The sequence below is a fragment of the Mesorhizobium sp. WSM1386 genome (assembly GCF_055901595.1).
In genome coordinates, this window is the sequence record NZ_CM148373.1 from 3074062 (window position 1) to 3092695 (window position 18634).

Genomic DNA, 18634 nt, shown 5'->3' on the forward strand with positions numbered 1-18634 from the left:
GAAGGGGATCGGCTTCCGAACGACACGCGCAAGCTGGTCACCTCAGAGCAGGTCCTCCAGCCGGATCGGAAAGCGCCGGGCCCGCACGCCGGTTGCATGCCAGACCGCATTGGCAACGGCACCGGCCGTGCCGGTGATGCCGATTTCGCCGACGCCCTTAATGCCGAGCGCATTGACGTGGGGATCGTGCTCATGAACCAGCAGCGCCTCGACCGACGGCACGTCGGCATTCACCGGCACATGGTATTCGGCGAGGTTGGCATTCTGGATCCGGCCCGAGCGCCTGTCGGTGACGGCTTCCTCATGCAGCGCGAAGGAAACGCCCCAAATCATGCCGCCGTAATACTGGCTGCGCACCAGTCGCGGGTTGATGATCCGTCCGGCGGCGAATGCACCGACCAGCCGGGTGACGCGGATCTGGCCGAAATCGGGATCGATTTTGACCTCGGCGAACACCGCGCCATGTGCGTGCTTGGCATAGGCCTCCTGCGAAGCCGGATCCGCAGCACCCTTGCCATGGCCTTCGACCTCGGAGAGGCCCGCGCGGGCAAGGATCTCGGCATAGCTCTCGCTGCGGCTTTCGTCCTCGCGCCGGTAGAGCCGTCCGCCGCGCGCCAGCAAACCTTCATTACCGGCGCCGAACAGCGGCGAGCGCTCATCACCGGTGGCAAGATCGGCAAGCCTTGCGATGACGGCGGCGCCCGCATTGTGGATCGCCATCCCGGCTGTCGCCGTGTGGCCGGAGCCGCCGGCAATGCCGGCATTGGGAAGATCGGAGCTGCCGGCCTTGAACTCGACCCGGTCGATGTCGAGCCCCAATCCGTCGGCGGCGATCTGGGCAAAGGCGGTCCATGCGCCTTGCCCCATATCCTGGGCGCCGGTCTCCATCAGGCCGCTGCCGTCGCTTCTCAGCACGGCGCGGGCCTCGGCCTGGAACATGATGGCGGGAAATGTGGCTGTGCCCATACCCCAGCCGACGAGGAAACCGTCCGCGTCGCGCATCCGGCGCGGTTGAAGCGGGCGGCTTGCCCAGCCGAACGCCTCGGCCGCCTGTTGGTAGCATTCGCGCAGTGCCTTGGAGGAGAACGGTTTGCCCGTCATCGGCTCGACTTCGGCGTAATTCTTGAGCCGGAATTCCAGCGGGTCCATGCCGCAGGCATGCGCGGCCTCGTCGATGGCGCTCTCCAGCGCGATCGAACCGGTGGCTTCGCCGGGAGCCCGCATGAACAGCGGCGTGCCGGTGTCGAGCCGCACGGCGTCGTGCGAGGTGAGGATGGCCGGACTGGCATAGAGCGTATGCGAAGCGTCGGCGGCCGGTTCGAAGAAATCGTCAAACGTGCTCGATGTGGTCCTGGCGTGATGGGAGATCGCGGTCAGTTGGCCGTCGCCGTCCATGCCCATACGCAAGGTCTGGCGGGTCGGGGCGCGATGGCCGACGGGGCCGTACATCTGCTCGCGCCGCAGCACCAGCTTGACCGGACGGCCGACGAGGCGTGCCGCCAGGATGCCGAGCACCTGCGGCCCGGAAATCATGCCTTTGGAGCCGAAGCCGCCGCCAAGGAAAGGGCTGCGGATGTGGATGTTTTGCGGTGCGATGCCGAACAGGCCGGCGATGCGGCCCTGCGCCATGGCAAGGCCCTGGCTCGGCGTGTCGATCGACAGGCGGTCGCCATCCCAGGCGGCCACGATCGCGTGCGGCTCCATGGCGTTGTGGTATTGAGCCGGTGTTTCGTAGGTCGCCTCGATCCGCGTCGTTGCCGATTTGAGGCCGGCATCGACATCGCCCTTCTGCTGCACCGCCGGGCCGCCGACGCCGACACCGCGGGGTACGAAGCTTTCAGCGCCGTCGAGACCGATGCGCGCGGGCAGCGCTTTATAGCGCGGCGACAGCAGCGCGGCTCCTTCGGTCGCTGCTTCAAGGGTTTCGGCAATCACCACGGCAATGCTCTGGTTGGGATAGCGGACGTGGTCGTTCTGCAGCAGGTCGAGCCGGAACATGAAGGGATTGTCCTTGGCATCCGGATCGATGCCGAGGGCCGGGCGGTTGCGCGGGGTCATCACCTCGACCACGCCCGAATGCGCCTTGGCCGCCTCGATATCCAGCGAGACGACGCGGCCGCGCGCGATGCTGCTGACGGCCAGCACGGCATAGAGCATACCGAGCGGATGGTTGTCGGCGGCATAGCGCGCGGTGCCGGTGACTTTCAAAAATCCGTCGCGGCGGGTCAGCGGCTGGCCGATGCTGGAGCCCTGCCGGGTATGGGCGGGTTGCTGGTTGAGGTTGAGTTCAAGCGTCATGGCGCGCTCCGGGGATGGAGGAAAAAGGGGAGGCAGGCAGGGCCGGCAGCCTTCCGGGCGTTCCTGCCCGTGCCGACATCAGCGCCCTGACGAGAATGCGCCGGGCAAGTTCGATCTTGAACGCATTGTCGCCGGACGGGCTGGCGTCGGCCATCGCGGCATCGGCGGCGCGAACGAAGCTCGCCTCGTCGGCATCGGCGCCGAGCAGGGCGGCTTCCGCCGAACGCGCCCGCCACGGTTTGGCCGCCACACCGCCCAGCGCCAGCCTTGCACCGCGGATCTTGCCACCGTCGATGACGAGCGCCGCGGCGGCCGAGACGACGGCGAAGGCATAGGAGGTGCGTTCGCGCACTTTCAGGTAGCGCGCATTGGCGCGGAAGGAGGCGGCCTCCGCCGGCAGCCGCACGGCCACGATGAGGTCGCCGGGCTCCAGTGGATTCTCCAGCTGCGGTGTGTCGCCGGGTAGCCGGTGGAATTGCTCCAGGGTGACATGACGCCGGCCGGCCTTGCCCTCGATCTCGACCACGGCATCGAGTGCCACCAGCGGCACGCAGAAGTCCGACGGATGCGTGGCGATGCAGGCATCGCTCCAGCCAAGCACGGCGTGCAGGCGGTTCTCACCGCCCAATGCACCGCAGCCCGTGCCGGGATCGCGCTTGTTGCAGGCACTGGCAGTGTCGTAAAAATAGCTGCAGCGCGTCCGTTGCAGCAGATTGCCGCCGACGGTGGCGGCATTGCGGAGCTGCGCCGAGGCCCCCGAAAGCAGCGCTTCGGCCACCGCGGGATAGGCGCTGGCGAACGCCGCGTCATGGGCCAGGTCGGCATTGCGGATCAGCGCGCCGATGCGCACGCCGCCATCGTCCAGCCGTTCGATGCGATTGAGCTCCGGCAGTCGAGTGATGTCGACGATGCGCTCGGGGCTGGTGATGCCGCCCTTCATCAGGTCGAGCAGATTGGTGCCGCCGGCGAGATAGGACGAACCTGGCTCGGCCGCCGCCGCGATGGCGTCGGAAATGGTGGCGGGCCTGATATAATCGAAGTCTCTCATGCCGCGGTCCTCCGGTCGGTTCTGGCAAGTTGTTCCTGGGCTTCCAGGACGGCCTCCACGATGCCGCCATAGGCCGCGCAGCGGCAGATGTTGCCGCTCAGCCCTTCGCGGATGCGCTCGGGATCGTCGCCTGCCTGTCCTTCGGCGATCAAGCCGAGCGTGCTCATGATCTGGCCGGGCGTGCAGAACCCGCACTGGAAGCCATCATGGGCGATGAAGGCGGCCTGCACCGGATGCAGTTCTTCACCGTTCGCGACGCCTTCGATCGTCAAAACGTCGGCGCCGTCATGGCTGACCGCCAGCGCCAGGCAGGAGTTTATGCGCTTGCCGTCAACCAGCACCGAGCAGGCGCCGCACTGGCCGCGGTCGCAACCCTTCTTGGTGCCGGTGAGGTCAAGCCGCTCGCGCAACAGGTCGAGCAGCGTTACGCGTGGGTCGACCTCCAGTTCGTGTCGGTGTCCGTTGATGGTGAGCGTGATGGGAAGGCTGGTCATTGACCTCTGGCTCCAGTGCTTAGGTCGGGAATTGAACTGGCGCCTTGCCGGGAAGGGCAAGGTACCTCGTGGTCAGATGCTGGTGATGAAAGCAGAGATGAAGACGGTTCTCTCGCACGCAGGGGAGATGTCGGCTTGCAGGCTGGAAAGACGTGACATACCCATTCCCCTGATTATATGATAAAGGTACTCCACTAAAACGGAGGCGCCTCCGTTTATTACGTGGGGGCTGGCCCGGCCGGGTTCAAGCCCCCATATTTGATCCGTGGAGAAAAAATTGGCCGTCGAGCCGTCAGCACTCGCCGAAACGAAGACCGCCGCGGAGGCCAAGCCGCTGCGCGCGGATGCCCAGCGCAACCGCGACCGGCTGGTCGAGACTGCGGCGGCGCTGTTTGCCGAGCGCGGCATCGATGCCTCGCTGGAGGAGATCGCACGCCGCGCCGGGGTCGGCATCGGCACGCTCTACCGGCATTTCCCAACGCGCGAGCACCTGGTCGAGGTGGTCTACCGGCGTGAAGCGGAGGCGCTTTGTGCCGCTGCCGGGGAGCTTGCGGCAAGATATCCGTCCGACGTCGCGCTGGAAGAATGGATGCGGCGCTTCGTCGATTACATCGCGACCAAGCGCGGCTTGGCGACCAGCCTGCGCATCCTCTTCACCACCAATTCAACATTGTTTTCCGACACGTCGGGCCGGATATCGCAGGCCTTGCGGCAACTGGTCGAGGCGGCAGTGGCCGACGGCACTATCCGCGGCGACGTCGATGCCTCCGACGTCCTGCACGCGCTGGGTGGCATCTATTCCGCACCCGATACACCGGAGTGGCGCGACCGTTCGTGGCGGCTGGTCAAACTGCTGATGGACGGCTTGCGGTTCGGGGCGGAGAAATCCGCCAAGGCCTGATGGTCCGAGCGATTAGCCCGGCGACCGGTAAAAGCCAAGCCGGGCATGCCCGTCAGCCATTGCTGGACCAAGTCGCGCACCGCGCTTGCATCTGAGTGCGAGCGGTTGTTAAAATCCTCACATTTCAGGCGACCAACAGGCCCAACGCATGACTGCTCGCAAAGCGCAAAGGACGGCCCGGCTGATCCATCTTTTGTCGGAACGGCGGGTCATCCATCTGAGCGAAGCGGCAACGCTCCTCGGCGTCTCCGAAATGACGGTGCGGCGCGACATCGCCAACAACCAGGGGCAGATCGCCTATCTCGGCGGACACATATTGGCCGCGGCCGAGATCGAGTCCGATATTCCCTACGAACTGACGACCGCGGCCGACAGTCATGCGGCGGCGAAGCGCGAGGCCTGCCTGCACGCGGTGCGCAAGATACGGCCCGACGAAACGATCTTCATCGACTGCGGTACGACACTGATCCACCTGATCGACCTCATTCCAGACAATTATCAAATAACGGCAATATGTTACGCGATGAATATCGCGGAGCGCCTGAGCCGCAAGCCCAATGTGACGATCATCATGCTGGGCGGTGTCTATCACCCCGCGTCGGCATCTTTCTCGGGCACGCATGATTTCGACATTTTGAAGAGCGTCGGTATCAACGCAGCCTTCCTGTCGGCCGCCGGCGTCGATGCCAAGCGCGGCGCCACTTGCGAGCATTTCCACGAGGCGGTTGTGAAGCAGAAGGTGATGAGCCTTGCGCGCGAGAATTATCTGGTCATCGATTCGAGCAAGATCGGCAAGCTCAAGCGCGCCTTCTTCTCAGCCATGGACGGCTTCGACGCCATAGTCACCGAGCATGGCGAGGTCGGACCGGATTCATTTCAGCCTGACTCCGTTTGACATTTCCCCAAGCTGATGGAAAAGTCACAAAAAAAGTAAGATAAGTCTCAAAAGAGATATCGTCGGGGTAAGGGACGCTTCAAAGGGAGGAAGTGCGGGCGTCATGATCGAACCGGGTTCGACTGCGATGATGTCCGAAATCCCTTTGCTGCGCGTCGAGGGCGTCAGGAAGCGGTTTGGCGGCGTCAATGCGCTGCGCGGCGTCAGTCTGCAAATCCGGTCCGGTGAAGTGCACGCCCTGCTCGGCGAAAACGGGGCCGGCAAATCGACGTTGATCAAGATCCTGAGCGGTGTGCATGTGCATGATGGCGGCTCGATCGAAATCGACGGCAAGCCTGTCTCGTTCGCTTCGCCCGCCCAGTCGCGCGAGGCCGGCGTGGCGGTCGTCTACCAGGATCTGAGCCTGGTCGAGTCGCTGTCGGTTGCCGACAATCTGCTCTTGGGACGAGAGCCGAAGACGCGGCTTGGCTTCCTGAAGAAGCGGCAGCTGGTGGCGCAGGCCGAAGCCTTCCTCAAATCGCAGAACATCCCGCTCGACGCCCGCGCCATGGTCGGCTCGCTGCCCTTTGCCTATCGCCAGATGACCGAGATCGCCAAGGCGCTGATGGGCGATGTCCGCCTGCTCATTCTGGACGAGCCGACCTCGGCGCTGACCGACGATGAAGAGAAGATCCTTTTCGAGGCGATCCGGGCGGTAGCGGCGCGCGGCGTCGGGGTGATCTATGTCACGCATCGCCTCAATGAAGTGTTCCGGATTTCGAGCCGGGTGACGGTCTTCCGTGACGGACAGAACGCCGGAACCTTCGTCACGGCGCAAACCACTATGCGGCAATTGGTCGGTGCGATTGTCGGGCCCGATCACGCCGTCCTGAAGGCGGACGGCACGGCATCGGCGCAAAGCGTGCCGTCATTGGCCGGTCCATCTCAAAAGCTCGTGCTCGAATTGACCGACGTCAGCAACGACCGGCTGGACCGCGCCGATCTCGATCTGCGCAGTGGCGAGATCCACGGCCTCGCCGGCCTGATCGGCAGCGGACGCACCGAAATCCTGCAGACCATCTTCGGCCTGCGGTCCATTCAGTCGGGCGAAGCCAGGCTGGACGGTGTTTCGCTTGCTGGAACCGATCCGGCGGCGGCAATAAAGCAAGGCATCGCGCTGGTGCCGGAGGACCGGCATGTCCAGGGCCTTGTGCTCGAACATTCGATCGAGCGCAACCTCGTGCTGCCAAGGCTGCGGGAGTTCTCCCGCCTCGGTTGGCTGCAGCGCCGGTCCTCGAGTGAGCAGGCCAATGCCGCGATGCGCCGGCTGGCCGTCAAAGCCCCCAACGCATCGACCACGGTGAAGAACCTGTCCGGCGGCAACCAGCAGAAGGTCGTGTTCGGCAAATGGAACGAGCCGCGGCCACGGGTGCTGTTGCTCGACGAGCCGACGGTCGGTGTCGATGTCGGCGCGCGCGAGGAGATTTACGGCGTCATTCGTGCCGCGGCAGCCGCCGGCAGTGGCGTTCTGCTGGTGTCTTCGGATCTCTCCGAATTGCTGCAGCTCTGCGACCGCATCTCGATCGTCGTCGATGGTCACATCACCAGGACGATTGGGCGGCAGGAATTCGGCAGCGCCGAGGATCTCCATCACCTCATTCAACTTTCGCAGCCATCGGAAGAGCACGCGGCATGACCGATACCCAAAGCCCGGCAAAGGCACCAATGGCAAGGAACGCCTCCAACCAAGCAGGCGGTCGCTCGGCGCTGCGGCATCTGCTTCAGGGCGAGCGTCCCTACATGCTCTACGTCGCCTTCGCCGTCATGCTGATCGTCTTCAGCCTGGCATCGCCCTGGTTCCTGTCGATCGACAATTTTCTCAACATCGGCCGGCAGACGACGCTGGTCTCGATCATCGCCGTGGGCATGACATTCGTCATCATCTCCCGGCAGATCGATCTGTCGGTCGCCTCGACACTGGCGCTTTCGGGCATGAGCGCGTCGCTGGCCATGGCTTTCCTGGCCAACAATTGGGTCGTCGGCGCCGTCGCGGGGCTGGGTACCGGCGCGCTGATCGGGCTGATCAACGGTGTCTTGACCACCCGCCTCGAAATCCCGTCCTTCCTGGTGACATTGGGCACGTTGAGCGCTGCGCGCGGCCTGGCGCTGATGGTCACCAACACCAAGCCGGTCATCATCACCAACGAATACTATTTCGCGATCTTCGGCGAGGGCTCGGTGCTCGGGATCCCGGCGCCGATCCTGTGGACGCTTGGCGTCACCGTGGCCGGCATCCTGCTCTTGCACTACAGCGTCTATGGGCGGCGCATCTACGCGGCGGGCGGCAATCCGACCGCCGCACTCTATTCCGGTGTCCACATCAAGCAAGTCACCACGCTGGCCTTCGTGCTGACCGGAACGCTCGCCGGACTGGCATCGCTGATCCTGTCGGCGCGCTCGCACGCGGCGCGGCCAGATGTCGTGCAAGGCATGGAGCTCGATGTCATCGCTTCGGTCATCCTTGGCGGCTGCAGCCTGTTCGGCGGCCGCGGCTTCGTGCTCGGCACGCTGCTCGGCAGCCTGATCATCGGCACACTCAACAATGGGCTGGTGCTGCTCGGCGTCAGCTCGTCACTGCAACTCGTCATCAAGGGAGCAATCATCGTCGCCGCGGTCGCGTTCACGAGGAGGTAAGGCGCGCATCCCGCTCACCAGCAGAAAATCGCCGGCTCCAAACGGCGACAGGAACGTCAACGATCAACGGAGGAAAGTCATGAAACAACAGGCACGAATCCACTCGCTTTTCTGTACATTGAGCCTCGCCGCCAGCGCCTTCGCGCTGTCGACGTCGCTTGGACTGGCGCAGACGCCGGAGACTTGCGTCACCGGTGTCGACATGGCCACGCTCGGCCCCAAGGGTATTGTGGGGCAGGGCCCGCACGGCGAAAAGGCAGCCTCGCCCGACGAGCTGAAATTGACCGACGACGAAGCCGCCAAGGTCAAGGCCGGCAAGTTCAAGGTCGGCATTTCCATGCAGACGGTGAACCTCGACTGGTCGCAGTTGCAGGTGCAAGGCATCAGTGAAACGCTTGCCAAATATGGCGTCACCGTCACCGGCGTGGCATCGGCCGAATATCAGGTCGACAAGCAGATCGCCGATATCGAGAACACCATCCAGCAGCATCCGGACGGCATCATTTCCATCCCCGTCGATTTCACCGCGACGGCGCCGACCTACAAGAAGGTGGGCGAGGCCGGCATCAAGCTGGTGTTCATGGACAGCATTCCGGTCGGCCTTTCATCTCCGAAGGATTTTGCCTCGATGATCTCGGCCGACAGCCAGGGCAATGGCCAAATCGCGGCAACGATCCTGGCGTCCTGCATGCCCAAGGGCGGCACGATCGGACTGGTGAATTTCGGCGTCGACTATTTCAGCACCAACGAGCGCACAAAGGGCGTCAGCGAGTGGATGAAGAAGAACCGTCCCGACATCGTCATGAAGCAGGTCGACTTCACCGATCCCTCGAAAGTATCGCAGATCGCCGGCGACTTCCTCACCGGCAATCCCGATGTGAAGGGCCTGTACGCGGTGTGGGACCAGCCGGCGCTCGACACGCTTTCCTCGATGCGTGCGCAAGGCATCGACATTCCGATCACCACGGTCGATCTCGGCCTGCAGTCGGCGATCGAGATCGCCAAGGGCGGGCCGCTCAAGGCGACCGGCTCGCAGCGCCCTTATGACCAGGGCGTCGCCGAGGCGCTGGCCATGATGAAGGCGCTGATCGGGCAGCCCACACCCGCCTGGGTCGGTGTGCAGTCGCTGCCGGTGGTGCAGTCCAACGTGCTGGAATCCTTCAAAACCGTCTTCCACAAGGATCCGCCGGCCGAACTGGTCGACGCCTGCAACAGCGCCAAGCCGAAGTGCAATTGAGCTAGTGGAATGGGCGCGGGAGCGATCCCGCGCCCATTAGCCAGAACGGCCATTCATCACGGGCACGCGGTATGCTAGGCGTCACAACAGCTTGATTTGTCTGTTATCCACGCTTTCGAGGGCATGCGATGTATGTAGGCCGTTCCTACAAACTGATCGATTTCGCGCTGTGGTCGCGGCGTAGCGTGATCTACATGGTGGTGGTGAGCGGCTTGGCCGTCGCGGCCTACCGCCTTCCCGGTATCGCGGGCTTCTCGGTCCCATGGTCGGTGGTGCTCGTGCTCGGCACCACGGTGTCGCTCGTCGCCGGCTTCAAGAATTCGCAGGTCTTCACCCGCAGCGGCGAGGCGCTGCAGGCGTTCACGCAAATCACCGCCAGCAGCCGGGTGTGGTCTAATTTCTGCCGCGACTTCCTCGATGCACCGACGGCGAAGCAACTCATCTACCGCCACATCGCCTGGATGACGGCGCTGCGCTTTTCCCTGCGGCGGCCGATGCCGTGGGAATCCATGGGGAAGGCGGCCAACATCGAGTACATGCGGCGCTACCGCATCCGGGAGGACAAGGGCTCCATCGCCGATGAGTTGCGCCCGTTGCTGGCCGAACAGGCCGACAAGGTGCTGAAATCGTCGCAGCCGACCTTGGCCCTGCTCGAGATGCAATCGGTCCAGGTCAACGCGCTGTTCAAGGACGCCAAGCTTCCCCCGCAGATTTACGTCGAACTGACGAAGCTGATCCGCGACCTCCACGACCAGCAGGCGCGCTGCGACCGCATCAAGAACAACCCCTATCCGCGCCAATACGCCATCGTCAGTTCCATGTTCGTCATGATCTTCTGCACGCTGCTGCCGTTCGGCGTCGTTCCGGTCTTCGCGGAGATGGGCAAGCTCGGCGGCGTGCTGAGCACGGTCGGCATCTGGCTGACGATCCCGTTCAGCACGCTGCTGGGCTGGGCCTATATGTCTCTCGACCAGGTCGGCGAGAGCAGCGCCAACCCGTTCGAGGGCAATGCCAACGACGTTCCGATCTCGCAGATCTGCCGCGACATCGAGATCGAACTGCGCGCGGGACTTGGCGAGGTCGATCTGCCCAAGCCATTATTGCCGGTGAATGATATCGCGACTTGAAGTGCTGGCCACCTCTCCGGCGCCGTCGGAGAGCGGAACGTCAGCCATCGGCATCTTGCCGCACACCGCGAAATCGTCGCGCAGGTTGAGCGCGCAGGCGCGGATCCTGACCAGCACGTCATCCGGCCCTGGCCGGGGCGGATCTTCCTCGACCAGGTCGAGCCTGTCCAAGCCACCGGGCGCTCTTAGCCTGACCAGCCGCATAGTCTTTCTCCGACGTGTGGGATATTTTGATATGCGGCGAGCCGGATCTAGCGGGCTTGCCGGCCGGAAATCACGCGCAACCAGGGCGCCAGATGGAAGGCGCTCATCAACAGATACATGGCCGGCATCCCCGTTAAAGACGGGCCGGTTAAAGACAGGCCGGTTAAAGACAGGCCGGTTAAAGACGGGCCGGTCAGCGGCGAGTTGCCCATGCACAGCATGGCCGCATCGCCGCCCTGAAGGCAGGAGAGCAGGGCCATCACGGCGAAGGTGGGTGCTGCCGCGAGGCACAGCCAGTCGGCGATGCCAGGGGCGGCGATGTGTTCGGAAGTCGCGCTGCCGATGCCAGAATGGATGTCGTTCATGGTCTTTTCCTTAGTGTCCTGGCCTGCAGGGTTTGGTTTCCTCTCCCCATTTCGTGAGGGGAGAGGAAACTTTCGGCCTTTCCGGCCAGACGCTACTGATCGCTCTTTTCGCGGAAGGCGGCTTCGCCGGCCGCAGACACCTCGGCCCACTTCTTGTCGGTCCCGGCTTCGTAATTGTCGTGCCAGTTCCACCAGCTGTAGAGCGGGGTCTGGGGATAGCCTTCGGGCGAGTCTTCCCAGATCTCCTGGCGGCCGAGAGGGGTGGCGTCGAGATAGCTCCACACCGTGCCCAAGGCCTCGTCGCCGCGGGTGTTGATGAAATAGGTTCGGAAGACGCGGTCGCCATCATGGATGAACACGTTGTGGCCGTGCCATTCGTCGACGCCGAAATCCTTGTCGAAGCTGTCGGTGATCGTATACCAGGGCATCTTCCACTCCATCCGCTGCTTCAGCCTGACGATGTCGGGCTGCGGCGCGCGCGAGATGTAGGCAAGCGTGGTGTCGCGGGCATTGAGATGGGCGAGGTGGCCGACCTGATCGGCGCCGAGCGAGCAGCCGCGGCAGGCGTGGTCGGGCCAGCCATAGACGCCAGGCTCGAAGAAGGCGCGGTAGACGATCAACTGGCGGCGGCCTTCGAACAGGTCGAGCAGGCTGGCCTTGCCATTCGGGCCCTCGAACACATAGGCCTTGTCGACTTCCAGCCAAGGCATGCGGCGACGCTCGGCGGACAGCGCGTCCTTGGCACGCATGGTGGCCTTTTCCTTGACCAGCATCTTTTCGTACGCGGCATCCCATTCCTGTCTTGAAACGATCGGTGGGGTCTTCATCGTCATGTGCTTGGTCATTGGTCTTCTCCTTTGCCAGTGGCGCCGTCGCGGCGTGTTGTCGTGTGGGGATCCGGAACCAGCGTAGAACGGTGAAGCGGAGCGCTGGGAGTTACACAAGTCGCGGGATTTGAATCTTCCGGCCCGGCGCAGCAGGGGTGGCGGGGCCGTGCGGTGTGCTCGAGATCGTCGGTTGCAGGCATTTTCAATCATCCCTATTAAGATGCTTAACATTTGTACCTGAGATGCTCAGGATGGCGATTGCCGGTGTTGGCGTCAACGGTGGCCGTGATGCCCTCAGCCATCTGGCCAGGTTTGGTCGATGCGGCTTGCTGACCGGCGGTGGTGATTTAAGTTAGGGCGGCGTGGCGTGGGGGTGGGAGTTACAAGTGTGACGGGATTTGAATGGACTCGCTGATCACCGCGGCAGGACTGGCCCTGGCCGCCGGCGATCCGCTCGGCGCGCTGGACCGCGTCGCCTTGCGCGAGGACGCGCCGGCGCTGGCGCTGCGCGGCATCGCCATGGCGCAGCTCGGCGACTTCGAACGCGCCAAGCTGCTGCTGCGGCAGGCCGCGCGCGTCTTCGGCCCGAGAGAGGACGTGGCGCGCGCCAGATGCGTTGTCGCCGAGGCCGAAATCGCGCTGGTCTCGCGCGACCTCGGCTGGCCGGCCAAGGCGCTCGACGCCGCGCGCACGACGCTGGAGAAGCATGGCGACCGGCTGAACGCGGCGCATGCCGGCCACCTCAAGGTGCGGCGGCTGCTCTTGATCGGCCGGCTCGACGAGGCCGAGCATGTGCTGGCCGGGCTCGACCCGACGCCGCTCCCGCCGGCGGCAAGAGCCGCCCACGAGCTCGCCGTTGCCGGCATCGCCATGCGGCGCCTGCGGACCAGGCCGGCGCGCGCGGCGCTGGAATGGGCACGCCACGCTGCCCAGCGGGCTGGCATTCCAGGCCTCATGGCGGAGGTCGCAACCGCGTCCCTGGCGCTGGAAACACCCGCTGCGCGGCTGATCGCGCAGGGCACGGAGCGGCCGCTGCTGCTCGAAGAGGTCGAGGCGCTGCAGGGATCGCCGGCGTTTGTCGTCGATGCCTTTCGCTATGCCGTGCGTGCCGCGGAGGCCACGGTCACGCTGGCGAGCCGGCCGGTGCTGTTCGCACTGGCGCGTGCGCTCGCCGAGGCCTGGCCCGGAGACGTGTCGCGCGAGGAGCTGGTGGCGCGGGCCTTTGGTGGCAAGCATGCGGACGAATCGCACCGGGCGCGCCTGCGCGTCGAGGTCGGGCGGCTGCGCGCCGAGCTGCGCGGACTGGCGGAGATCAGCGCCACCAAGCGCGGCTTCACGCTGGCGCCGCGCCAAGCGCGTGCGGTGATGGTTCTGGCGCGGCCGATCGAGGAGCGGCACGCGGCCGTGCTGGCCTTGCTCGCCGATGGCGAGGCCTGGTCGAGCTCGGCCCTGGCGCTGGCGCTCGGAACCGGCCAGCGCAGCGTGCAGCGGGCGCTGGAGCCGCTCGCCGAGACCGGCAAGGTGCAGTCTTTCGGCCAAGGCAGGGCGCGCCGCTGGATGACGCCGCCGGTCGCGGGTTTCACGACCACCTTGTTACTCCCGGCACCGCTCCCGCAAGGGTAGGAAGGGATGACGACCACCATCGAGGACAAAGACATGAAACATTCAGCGGCCGAAATCCTGCGCGAATACGGACCCTTTCCGGGGGTGAACAGCGTGCATGGCGTGAGTTTTGACGGCAACAATGTCTGGTTTGCCTCGGGCGACAGGCTGAATGCCTTCGATCCGCAGAGCGGGCAGGCGTTGCGTTCGATCGATGTCGCGGCCCATGCCGGCACTGCCTATGACGGCAAGCACTTCTTCCAGCTCGCCAATGATAGCATCCACAAGATCGACCCGGATACCGGGGCGATTCTGGCCACCATTCCCGCGCCCGGCGGCGGCCGCGACTCCGGGCTGACCTGGGCCGAAGGGACGCTCTGGGTGGGGCAGTACCGCGAGCGCAAGATCCACCAGATCGACCCGGAGACCGGGACGATCCTGCGCACCATCGAATCCAACCGCTTCGTCACCGGGGTAACCTGGGTGGATGGCGAGCTGTGGCACGCCACCTGGGAAGGCGACGAGAGCGATTTGCGCCGTGTCGACCCACAAACCGGCAAGGTTCTGGAGACGCTCGGCATGCCGGCCGGCATGGGTGTCTCGGGGCTGGAATCCGATGGCGGCGACCGCCTGTTCTGCGGCAGCACATCCGCCGGCGTGGTGCGGGCGGTGCGCCGGCCGAAATGAGCCGGGTGCTCTGACGGAGACAACCGGCACCTTCAGGTCCGTGCCGGGAATTTTGTCCGCCGACGACTGGCCGTTGTCCAGGGAGGTCCCTAGATAGGCTGCGTTGGGCGACCGCCCGGACATTTCTTCGCAAAGGACCTGACCATGCCAGAACAGATCACATTGAACGATGGTGCCGCCATTCCACAGCTTGGCCTTGGCGTCTGGCAGGTCGATGCCGGCATCACCGCGCAAGTGGTAGGCTGGGCAATCAAGGCGGGTTACCGGCTGATCGACACAGCCGAAGGCTACCAGAACGAGGAGGGGGTCGGCGAGGCGATCAGCGCTTCCGATGTGGCGAGAAGCGAGCTGTTCATCACCTCGAAGCTGCGCAACGGCGCCCACCAGCGCGACGCGGCTCTCACGGCCGTCGACGACACGATGAAGAAGCTCGGCATCGAGCAGCTCGACCTGTTCCTGATCCACTGGCCGGTTCCCAGCCAGGACAAATATGTCGAGGCGTGGAAGACCCTCATCGAACTCAAAAAGGCCGGCCGCATCAAGTCGATCGGCGTTTCGAATTTCAACCAGGACCATCTGGAGCGCATCATCGGCGAGACGGGCGTGACGCCCGTCGTCAACCAGATCGAATTGCATCCGCGCTTCCAGCAGCGCGCGCTCAGGGATTTCCATGCCGGGCATAACATCCACACCGAAAGCTGGAGCCCGCTGGGCAGCGGCCGTCTGCTCAGCGACCCGACCATCGCGAGCATCGCCAAAAAGCACGGCAAATCCGCCGCGCAGACGATGATCCGCTGGCACCTCCAGGAAGGGCTGATCGTGATCCCGAAGTCTATCCACCAGGATCGCGTCGCGGCGAATTTCGATGTCTTCGATTTCGAACTCGACGCGCAGGACCTGGAGACGATCCGGGGCATGGATTCGGCTGACGGCCGCAACGGACCGAACCCCGCCACGGCGGCGTTTTTGTTTTAAAAGTTTGACCTGAAGGAGCCGGCGTCGAAGCGGCCAATCTCCCCCCAAGTGGGGGAGATGCCCGGCAGGGCAGAGGGGCGCGCTGTTCCGCCGGCATATCAGTTTGTGCCGCCCAAACCAGCAGCGATGACAATATGTTGGCAGACATTGTCGATGTCGAGAATCACATCGTCGTTGCAGAACCGCAGCACGCTCCAGCCGTCCTGTTCCAGACGCATGGACCTTGAAGTTTGCGCCCTACGGCGCCCCCCTCTGTCCTGCCGGACATCTCCCCCACGAGGAGGGAGATTGGCAGCTTCGCCCTTTGTGCTAAATCCCGGACCCGTCCAATTGCTGTGCGTCTTCGCCTTCCCAGGGGGCCGGCATCGAGCCGCCACGGCTGAGATTGGCGGAGGGCAGGGGCATCCAGCATTTCAGCTCCGGCTCGGCGTATTCGACGACGCGGCCCGGCGAGGAATCCGATGCGCGCCAGCCTTCGCCGGCGAACTGGTCGCCGCGTGCCCAGTAGGCGAGGTCGACTTCAGCCGGCCCCTGTTCGGACGGGCGGACCGTGACCAGGATCCGGCTGCCGTCCTTGGGCGCCGTCGACATGTGGCGCCACCGTTCGGGCTCGTCCATCGCATTTCCTCCTGCCTTGGTACGAGATGAAGTGTCGCCTCGCCATCGGAGGCGGTCAACCCAAACTTTGTAGGATTATACCGGCCACAGCCGTCCTGGGTCTGGCGATGTGCGCCAGGACCAGGAGAGGCATATGAGTGACGAGATCGAGCCGATGCCGGCCGGAGGCGAAATGAAACTCTACTTCAGCCGCAATCCCAATCCGCGCCTGGCGGTCGCGGTTGCGCGTTACCTCAAGGCTGATGTGACCTACGAATTCGCCTCACCCTTCGCGCCGGGGCAAGCGGAGCGATTCCGGCCGCTCAATCCCAATCTTTCCCTGCCCATACTGGCGTGGCCGGGCGGCAGCCTGTGGGAGGCGGACGCCATCGCTTGCCGGCTGTCGCACGACGTCGGATCGGATTTCTGGCGTACCGGCCATGACGAGCCCGAGATGATCCGCTGGATAAGCTGGGGCAAGGAGAACTTCGCCAGGGCCTGCGACATGGTGCATTTTGAGCGTGGCACCAAGCAGCGCTATCATCTGGGCCCAATCGATCGCCAACTGGTCGAGGAGGGGCTGAAGCTGTTTCACACGATGGCGGCGATCCTGCAGGCGGCGCTGGCCGGGCGGCAATGGCTGGTCGGGGCCCGGGTCTCCTACGCCGATTTCCGCATGGCGACGTTCCTGCCGTTCAACGATGTCGGCGGCCTGCCGCTCGGTGATTATCCCGTGCTTGCCGGCTGGTATCGCCGGCTCGAAGCGATCGAGGCCTGGCGTGACCCGTTCAACGGGCTGGATGCACCGCCCTTGCCGCCGGTGCCGCGGCAGGGTGATGGATGGAATTGACGACCGGCGTATACACAAAGGAAACTTGAAAACGCCGGTCGCCGGGCGGGGGGTGGGACGCACCACGTTGGGGCGCGATGCAAAGCCAGGCTACGCGGATGTCCGGCATCTTCAATTCGAACGCCGGCGCATGGTGAACAACCGGTTACTATCCACAGGCTCCATTCGGCAAACGGCATCTCTCGCGGCTGTGCGCAACGTCGGCCTGCCGGCCATCGGTGCTCGACGGGCCATGCTCCGGTTGATAAGCCCGTCTGCGAAGGAGCTGATGAGTCTGGCATGACCGTTGCGATCGAGATGGGAAACACGACGGCGGGCGCCCCGGCGACGCTCGATCTCGAGGAGCTGCTGGCGACCCGGCTTCTGGTGCAGGGCAATTCGGGCTCCGGCAAGTCGCACCTCCTGCGCCGGCTGCTGGAGCAGAGCGCGCCCTGGGTGCAGCAGACCATCGTCGACCCGGAAGGCGACTTCGTGTCGCTGGGCGACCGCTACGGCCATCTGGTGATCGATGCCGAGGAGCATACCGAGCGCGGCTTGCAGGCCGCCGGGGAGCGGGCGCGCATCCACCGCGTCTCGACCGTGCTCAATCTCGAAGGACTTGATGCCGAGAACCAGATGCGGCGCGCCGCCGCCTTCCTCGGCGGGCTGTTCGAGGTCGCCCGCGACCACTGGTATCCGATGCTGGTGGTGGTGGACGAGGCGCAGTTGTTCGCGCCGGCCGTGGCCGGCGAGGTTTCGGACGAAGCGCGCAAACTATCGCTCGGCGCCATGACCAACCTGATGTGCCGTGGCCGCAAGCGAGGCCTGGCCGGCATCATCGCCACGCAGCGACTGGCCAAGCTCGCCAAGAACGTCGCCGCCGAGGCCTCCAATTTCCTCATGGGCCGCACCTTTCTCGACATCGACATGGCGCGCGCCGCCGACCTCCTGGGCATGGAGCGGCGGCAGGCCGAAGCTTTTCGCGATCTGGAGCGCGGGCAGTTCATGGCGCTGGGACCCGCGCTGTCGCGCCGGCCGCTCGGCCTGCGCATCGGCCCGACCGATACCAGCCCCCGCAACGGCACGCCACGGTTGATGCCGCTGCCGGAATCCGCGCTCGAGGATGCCCGCGCCATCATCCTGGCCGCCCCGCCGCCCGAAACGGCGCGCGCGCCGCGCCGGACGGCGTCGCCGGACCTGCTCGACCAACTGATGGCGGCGAAATCGGCGGCGCTGGAAATCCGCCCCGAACCAGCCGAGCCGCTGATCAGTGCCGAGGATCTGGCGGAGCGCCGCGAACGCGTCGACCGCGTGCTCCGCGCCGTGCTGGCCGAGCCCGATGCGGGGTTCCGCGTCATCGGCGTGCTCTACCAGGAGTTCGTGGTTCGCTGCCGCATCGAGGGCCTCGCCTCGGTCGTGCCGGACCTGCCCGCGTTCCGCCGCATGCTGACGCGAGCCCGCGCCGGCCTCGGCTCCGAGACGACGCAGGATGACGCATGGCGGGACGTTTCCGTCCGCGCCTCGCTGCTGCCCGACGACATGCAGGGCGTGTTCATGATGATCGCTCGCGCGGCGAAGGAGGGCTGGCCGTGCCCGAGCGACGCCGCGATCGCGCGCGCCTATGGCTCGCACTCGCTGCGCCGGGCCCGGCGCCTCCTCACCTATATCGAGGAGCAGGGGCTCATCGTGTGCCAACTCGACGGCACGGGAAAGCGCACCGTGACGCTGGTCGAGCTCGCCTGGGCCACGGCACCCGGCGACCCCAACGCCGAGGAGGCGGAGCAAGGGAGCCTGGCGCTGTGAGGGGGCCATGACGCGTTCAACACCCGACGGATCGCATAGGCAGGCTGAGGGCAAGGTCGCCCGGGTGCGTAT

At 65.0% G+C, this 18634-nt stretch carries 18 protein-coding genes and 1 pseudogene; 11 read left to right on the top strand and 8 right to left on the bottom strand.

Going from position 1 to position 18634, the window contains the following annotated elements; all coding sequences use genetic code 11:
• Positions 1-42: 42 nt before the first annotated feature.
• From AC0NIH_RS15070 to AC0NIH_RS15080, 3 genes are read right to left on the bottom strand one after another with little or no spacing between them, the layout of a single operon-like run.
• The gene (locus tag AC0NIH_RS15070) at positions 43-2298 is read right to left on the bottom strand and encodes a xanthine dehydrogenase family protein molybdopterin-binding subunit (RefSeq protein WP_473465544.1); all 2256 of its coding nucleotides are present in this window, start codon (positions 2296-2298) and stop codon (positions 43-45) included.
• Positions 2288-3346, bottom strand: coding sequence for an FAD binding domain-containing protein (locus tag AC0NIH_RS15075; protein WP_473465542.1), 1059 nt, complete (start codon positions 3344-3346; stop codon positions 2288-2290). The genes AC0NIH_RS15070 and AC0NIH_RS15075 overlap by 11 nt, the downstream gene beginning before the upstream one ends.
• Positions 3343-3840 (bottom strand): (2Fe-2S)-binding protein, encoded by a 498-nt coding sequence (locus AC0NIH_RS15080; RefSeq protein ID WP_473465539.1) that lies wholly within the window; start codon positions 3838-3840, stop codon positions 3343-3345. The genes AC0NIH_RS15075 and AC0NIH_RS15080 overlap by 4 nt, the downstream gene beginning before the upstream one ends.
• A gap of 277 nt (positions 3841-4117) precedes the next feature.
• Between AC0NIH_RS15080 and AC0NIH_RS15085 the strand changes: the two genes are divergently transcribed.
• The 6 genes from AC0NIH_RS15085 (at position 4118) to AC0NIH_RS15110 (ending at position 10673) form a co-directional block, all read left to right on the top strand.
• The gene (locus AC0NIH_RS15085) at positions 4118-4741 is read left to right on the top strand and encodes a TetR/AcrR family transcriptional regulator (RefSeq protein ID WP_473465537.1); all 624 of its coding nucleotides are present in this window, start codon (positions 4118-4120) and stop codon (positions 4739-4741) included.
• Between the two features lie 148 nt (positions 4742-4889).
• Positions 4890-5636, top strand: a complete 747-nt coding sequence (locus tag AC0NIH_RS15090; RefSeq protein ID WP_473465534.1) for a DeoR family transcriptional regulator — start codon at positions 4890-4892, stop codon at positions 5634-5636.
• Positions 5637-5739: 103 nt separating this feature from the next.
• The gene (locus AC0NIH_RS15095; RefSeq protein ID WP_473465532.1) at positions 5740-7311 is read left to right on the top strand and encodes a sugar ABC transporter ATP-binding protein; all 1572 of its coding nucleotides are present in this window, start codon (positions 5740-5742) and stop codon (positions 7309-7311) included.
• Positions 7308-8309 (top strand): ABC transporter permease, encoded by a 1002-nt coding sequence (locus tag AC0NIH_RS15100; protein WP_473465529.1) that lies wholly within the window; start codon positions 7308-7310, stop codon positions 8307-8309. Before AC0NIH_RS15095 ends, AC0NIH_RS15100 begins: the two co-directional genes overlap by 4 nt.
• Before the next feature lie 79 nt (positions 8310-8388).
• Positions 8389-9546 (top strand): substrate-binding domain-containing protein, encoded by a 1158-nt coding sequence (locus AC0NIH_RS15105; protein ID WP_352709714.1) that lies wholly within the window; start codon positions 8389-8391, stop codon positions 9544-9546.
• Positions 9547-9674: 128 nt separating this feature from the next.
• The gene (locus AC0NIH_RS15110) at positions 9675-10673 is read left to right on the top strand and encodes a bestrophin family protein (protein ID WP_473465526.1); all 999 of its coding nucleotides are present in this window, start codon (positions 9675-9677) and stop codon (positions 10671-10673) included.
• Here AC0NIH_RS15110 and AC0NIH_RS15115 read toward each other — a convergent pair.
• From AC0NIH_RS15115 to AC0NIH_RS15125, 3 genes are all read right to left on the bottom strand, one after another.
• Positions 10644-10877, bottom strand: a complete 234-nt coding sequence (locus AC0NIH_RS15115; RefSeq protein ID WP_473465523.1) for a hypothetical protein — start codon at positions 10875-10877, stop codon at positions 10644-10646. The genes AC0NIH_RS15110 and AC0NIH_RS15115 overlap by 30 nt on opposite strands.
• Positions 10878-10924: 47 nt before the next feature.
• The gene (locus AC0NIH_RS15120; protein WP_473465521.1) at positions 10925-11242 is read right to left on the bottom strand and encodes a hypothetical protein; all 318 of its coding nucleotides are present in this window, start codon (positions 11240-11242) and stop codon (positions 10925-10927) included.
• 92 nt (positions 11243-11334) lie between these two features.
• Positions 11335-12087 carry a DUF899 domain-containing protein gene (locus AC0NIH_RS15125; protein ID WP_473465518.1) on the bottom strand — a complete coding sequence of 251 codons (753 nt, stop codon included), beginning with the start codon at positions 12085-12087 and terminating at the stop codon, positions 11335-11337.
• Between the two features lie 384 nt (positions 12088-12471).
• Between AC0NIH_RS15125 and AC0NIH_RS15130 the strand changes: the two genes are divergently transcribed.
• The 3 genes from AC0NIH_RS15130 to AC0NIH_RS15140 all read left to right on the top strand — a co-directional run bounded on the left by AC0NIH_RS15130 (position 12472) and on the right by AC0NIH_RS15140 (position 15333).
• On the top strand, positions 12472-13692 hold the full coding sequence (locus tag AC0NIH_RS15130; protein WP_473465516.1) for a helix-turn-helix domain-containing protein: 1221 nt from the start codon (positions 12472-12474) through the stop codon (positions 13690-13692).
• Between the two features lie 33 nt (positions 13693-13725).
• A complete protein-coding gene (locus AC0NIH_RS15135) occupies positions 13726-14358 on the top strand; it encodes a Vgb family protein (RefSeq protein WP_473465513.1) in 633 nt (210 codons plus the stop codon).
• Positions 14359-14502: 144 nt separating this feature from the next.
• A complete protein-coding gene (locus AC0NIH_RS15140) occupies positions 14503-15333 on the top strand; it encodes an aldo/keto reductase (RefSeq protein ID WP_473465510.1) in 831 nt (276 codons plus the stop codon).
• 98 nt (positions 15334-15431) lie between these two features.
• On the opposite strand, the pseudogene AC0NIH_RS15145 reads toward AC0NIH_RS15140, so the two are convergent.
• A pseudogene (locus AC0NIH_RS15145) lies at positions 15432-15557 on the bottom strand (DUF559 domain-containing protein); the annotation flags it as partial.
• Positions 15558-15642: 85 nt separating this feature from the next.
• Positions 15643-15951, bottom strand: coding sequence for a hypothetical protein (locus AC0NIH_RS15150; RefSeq protein ID WP_013894419.1), 309 nt, complete (start codon positions 15949-15951; stop codon positions 15643-15645).
• 172 nt (positions 15952-16123) lie between these two features.
• Between AC0NIH_RS15150 and AC0NIH_RS15155 the strand changes: the two genes are divergently transcribed.
• On the top strand, positions 16124-16780 hold the full coding sequence (locus AC0NIH_RS15155) for a glutathione S-transferase family protein (RefSeq protein ID WP_473465681.1): 657 nt from the start codon (positions 16124-16126) through the stop codon (positions 16778-16780).
• A 279-nt stretch (positions 16781-17059) separates the two neighbouring features.
• A complete protein-coding gene (locus tag AC0NIH_RS15160; RefSeq protein WP_352709704.1) occupies positions 17060-18562 on the top strand; it encodes an ATP-binding protein in 1503 nt (500 codons plus the stop codon).
• The last annotated feature ends 72 nt before the right edge of the window (positions 18563-18634 follow it).